The 4,430-nt window shown below is 47.6% G+C and carries 5 protein-coding genes; 2 read left to right on the top strand and 3 right to left on the bottom strand.

Features of this window, described 5'->3' with window-relative positions; genetic code table 11:
• The 3 genes from AC3DOM_RS14035 to uvrC all read right to left on the bottom strand — a co-directional run.
• The coding region (locus tag AC3DOM_RS14035) for a PCRF domain-containing protein (RefSeq protein WP_487919669.1) at positions 1-745 on the bottom strand (745 nt) is incomplete at its 3' end.
• A 115-nt stretch (positions 746-860) separates the two neighbouring features.
• Positions 861-1,016, bottom strand: a complete 156-nt coding sequence (locus tag AC3DOM_RS14040) for a hypothetical protein (RefSeq protein ID WP_487919670.1) — start codon at positions 1,014-1,016, stop codon at positions 861-863.
• Between the two features lie 99 nt (positions 1,017-1,115).
• A complete protein-coding gene (gene uvrC / locus AC3DOM_RS14045; RefSeq protein WP_487919671.1) occupies positions 1,116-2,981 on the bottom strand; it encodes an excinuclease ABC subunit UvrC in 1,866 nt (621 codons plus the stop codon).
• A 185-nt stretch (positions 2,982-3,166) separates the two neighbouring features.
• Between uvrC and AC3DOM_RS14050 the strand changes: the two genes are divergently transcribed.
• On the top strand, positions 3,167-3,904 hold the full coding sequence (locus AC3DOM_RS14050; protein WP_487919672.1) for a YIP1 family protein: 738 nt from the start codon (positions 3,167-3,169) through the stop codon (positions 3,902-3,904).
• Positions 3,905-4,093: 189 nt separating this feature from the next.
• Positions 4,094-4,430 (top strand): CinA family protein (locus AC3DOM_RS14055; RefSeq protein WP_487919673.1); only part of this gene is annotated, 337 nt, incomplete at its 3' end.

A 4,430-nucleotide genomic window follows, 5' to 3' on the forward strand; every position in this document is an offset into this window, starting at 1 on the left:
ATCCGCTCGGAAGGTGGGTGATCCGGATGGCGGTGGAGTTTTTTTGTACGCTTTGTCCGCCAGCCCCGGCAGATTTATAAACATCAATCCGCAAATCGCTGGTCGGGATTTGGATATCGACATCTGCGACTTCCGCCAATACTGCAATCGTGGCAGTGGATGTGTGAATACGCCCCTGTGATTCTGTGCTGGGTACGCGCTGGACACGGTGTACACCAGATTCGAATTTGAGTTGAGAGTAGACGCCGGCTCCCTTGATGAGAAATGTGATCTCTTTTAATCCGCCAATCCCGATATTACTTTGAGACAATATCTCGGTTTTCCAGTTCTGGTTTTCGGCATAGCGCGTATACATTCGATACAGATCTGCTGCAAACAGAGCAGCTTCGTCGCCACCGGTCCCCGCCCGGATCTCCATGATGACGTTTTTTCCATCGCGCGGATCTTTGGGAACAAGCAGGCTTTTAATTTCTACTTCTAACAGTTCAACCTGTGGCTCCAATTCCTCCAGCTCCATTTCGGCGAGAGAACGAAGCTCTTCATCAGTTTCATTATCAACCATGGAGCGCGCATCTTCGATCTGGCTTAGTAAACTTCGGTAGATTTCTGCTTTTTGGACAATTGTTTCCATTTCAGAACGTTCTCTGCCGATATTTGCTGCAAGCTTATAATCATCGCCAACTTTCATTAGTTGTTGGCCAAGTTCTTCGTAATGTTTTTCAATTCCAGCTAATTTTGACAGCATATTAATCCTATAAAAAATTTCTTACTGACGACAAACGCGGCATAAGTTGCCGCGTTTGTCGATTATATCATTGGCATGTTTTAAGGCAGATTTATGGTAATCGATTTTTAACAGGCTAATTGATATTTAAAGAGGATAATGCCATCGAGAGAACGATAATTACAGAAACTACGATTACTGCGATGCGGACTGTGCGCGCCTGGCGGGCTTTGTAGGTTGATTCTTTCTTCGGCTGAGCTTTCACATTCTTCTTCTTTTTATTCTTTGCCATCTCTTTTCCTTTATTATTAGATTTGAATATTTTGGAAATTAATTTATTTTCTTTCCTTCAACTTCGCCTAATTATCAAGGAGTCAAAATAAATATATTTTTATTCCAAATTTGCCTTGATAGTCTCGGCTAAAGCGACTGTGATTCCCGATACAGCGGCAAGTTCATCCATGCTGGCAGCTCTTATCTTATCCAGAGAACCGAAATGTTGCAAGAGGGATTTCCTTCGTGCCGGACCAATGCCGGGAATGATATCGAGCACAGATGCCATCCCAATTTTATTGCGTTGTTTTCGATGGGCAGTAATGGCAAATCGATGTGCTTCATCCCGAATGCGCTGGATCAGATATAAGCCTTGTGAATGGCGCGGTAATAAAATTCCCTCTGATTGATATGGGAAGAATATCTCCTCCTCACGTTTTGCCAACCCGACAACGGGGATTTTTTCACCCAATCCAAATCCTTCGAGGACCTGGACGGCGCGACTCAATTGACCTTTGCCACCATCGACGATCAGCAGATCTGGCAAAAAGGAAAAAGACGCCTCTTTCTTGGATTTGGGCTGGGCTGCCATCTCCTGGGCAGACTGCCAGCGTTTGAAGCGTCTCGTTAACGCCTCCTCCATACTGGCAAAATCATCAGGCCCTGTTACGCTTCTGATATTGAAACGCCGATATAGTTTCTTGTCAGGCACACCCTGAGTGAAGACGACCATGCTCCCAACAGTAGCGACACCCTGTGTATTCGAAATATCGTAGCACTCAATTCTGTTTGGCGGCGTTTTGAGTTGAAAGGCCTCCTGTAATTCTGCAAGCGATTGCTCTTGTTTATGCGTATCAGCCTGCCATTGTGCCCGGAGAGACTTCAATGTCTCGGCAGCGTTTTCGGTAGCCATCTGCACAAGCTGACGAGACTGTCCGCGGCGGGGAACCCGCATTTCGACTTTGCGTCCGCCGCGTTTGGTATTCAACCACTGCTTGATGATCTGTGCTTCTTCAATTTCTTTGGGCAACAATACCTCGGCAGGGACATTTGCCGCGTCGGTATAAAATTGCTTGACGAATTGCGCCACCACATCAGAATCTTTGCTGTCTTCGGTGCCTTCAAGCATGAAATATTCCCGCCCGACCATTTTCCCGGATCGGATAAAGAAGATTTGGACGCAGGCATCACCATCGGTACGCGCCATTGCGATCACATCCGAGTCGATCTGTTTCTTGGTAATCACCTTTTGTTTTTCGACCACTTTCTCAATCGCATTCAGTTGGTCTCGCAAGGCCGCAGCTTTTTCAAAACGCAGATCTTCAGAAGCCTTCGCCATTTCAGCTTGCAGGCGTTTTACAATTGGGCCAGTGCGTCCATTCAGAAAATCTCCCAGATCGGCGATCATTTGCCTGTATTCTGATTGGTTGACCGCACCAATACAGGGAGCGGTACATAATTTGATATCAAGGTAGAGACAAGCGCGTTTATCCAATCCAGTGATCTCGCGGTCGCAGGTCAAATATGGGAAGATGCGCCGGAGCAGATCCAGGGTCTGATGAACTGCCCAAACGGAAGTGTACGGACCGTAATACCGTGAGCCATCATCCTTGCGCATTTGGCGGGTGACGGTTACTTTTGGAAAATTTTCTCCCCAATGGACTTTGATATAGGGATAGCGCTTATCGTCTTTCAGGCGTACATTGAAGTGGGGACGATGGCGCTTGATCAGGTTCATCTCGAGGATTAGTGCCTCGAGTTCAGAGCCAACGACGATCCATTCGACATCCGCAATCTCCTGGACGAGACGTCGTGTTTTGCGGTCGTGCCCCGCACTGGCATGGAAATAGGAACGCACACGATTGCGTAAATTGACCGCCTTCCCAACGTAAATGATCTTGCCCTCGGCATTTTTCATCAGATAACAGCCGGGCTTGGTCGGGATGGTGGCAAGAGTGCCTTGGAGTTGCTCTGAAAGTTGCATACGGCTAATTTTACCTCATTGCCCTCACACCCCCGCATCGCTCCGCTCGCTCCCCCTCTCTCGCATTGCGGGAGAGGGAAATCCAAGCGGAGCAAGGATGGGTGAGGGGGTTTCGCTTGACATTCTCATCTAATCCCCTACAATAAAGTAAATATTTAATCAAACTTTTATGAGGAGATTGTATTATGTCCGAAATACCAGAATTTCTTGACCAGGAACCCTCTCCATATTCCAGCGACGAGCCAATGCCCTGGTATCAGGTTTGGATTGCAGCAATCACGAAGCCCAATGAACAGACCTTTAGAGATTTAGCTGCGCAATCCAATGCGAAACCGGGCACTGCCTATCTCTGGATTTTTATTTCCTATTTGGTCACTTTTATAATAGTTGTTGGTGCCCAGGCAGCCATCGGGTTTCCGAATATAGCCAGGCAATTATCTGGGTACGGGATGGGGGATTTTCCCGTTGAAGATATGGGCGGATTTTTAATTGGAGCGCTTGTTATCGCACCTTTTATGGCTGGTATTGTTGTGCTGTTCTTTATGCTAAGCACCGCTTTGATCCAATGGATTGCCAGCCTTTTTGGCGGTACAGCCTCTTATGCAACGCTGGTGTATCCATTTGGCGCAATTTACGCGCCCTTTATGCTCGCCTCAGCCATGATGAGTTTATTGGGGTTAATTCCATTTATTGGGATGTGCTTCGGGTTAATTTCCATAGGAATTTGGGTTTATCAAATTGTGCTTCAGGTGCTGGCAGTTAAAGCAGTTAATGATCTTGATACCGGAAAAGCGGCAGGGGCCGTACTCCTACCTGGATTGGTACTCTTTGTATTTGTATGCTGCTGCCTGCTCATTGGTTTGGCTGCAGCTGGTCCCATAATTGGCGAAGTGTTCAGTGAGATCAATCAGGGTCTTTACTAAATCGGTATACGTTTACAGGAAGCCTCTCATATGCAAATAGTGGAGGCTCTTTTATAAAAAGGTCCCGTTCCCTTCAAGGGCACGGGACCTTCATTATCGCTTTTGCGGGTTGAGGGCGGCACGCCCGAAACAATTTATCACCCACATAGCGGGTGGTCTTGACTTTCACCAATTGGTATAATACGCCCCATGAATTCTGACTCTCCTGAACTCAAAATTGGACCCTACCTCATTGAACGCGGACAGAAACTTGTCTTCGCAGAATCCTGTACCGGTGGCCTGGTCGGGCATCGGGTAACGAATATTCCCGGTTCATCTGAATATTACCTGGGTAGTATTACCGCCTATGCCTACGAGGCAAAAGCACAATGGCTGGACGTCTCATGGGATACGCTCGAAAAATACGGCGCGGTCAGCCGTGAAGTAGTACTGGAAATGGCACAGGGAGTGCGCAAGGCTCTCAAGGCGGATATCGGCCTCAGTGTCAGCGGGATCGCGGGTCCCGGGGGTGGCATGCTCGAAAAAC

Source organism: Candidatus Desulfolinea nitratireducens, from assembly GCF_982879505.1.

What these genes read in the sequence shown, in the direction of transcription:
- AC3DOM_RS14040 (WP_487919670.1), bottom strand. Translation starts at nt 1,016, where the DNA reads ATGGCAAAGAATAAAAAGAAGAAGAATGTGAAAGCTCAGCCGAAGAAA.
- uvrC (WP_487919671.1), bottom strand. Translation starts at nt 2,981, where the DNA reads ATGCAACTTTCAGAGCAACTCCAAGGCACTCTTGCCACCATCCCGACC.
- AC3DOM_RS14050 (WP_487919672.1), top strand. Translation starts at nt 3,167, where the DNA reads ATGTCCGAAATACCAGAATTTCTTGACCAGGAACCCTCTCCATATTCC.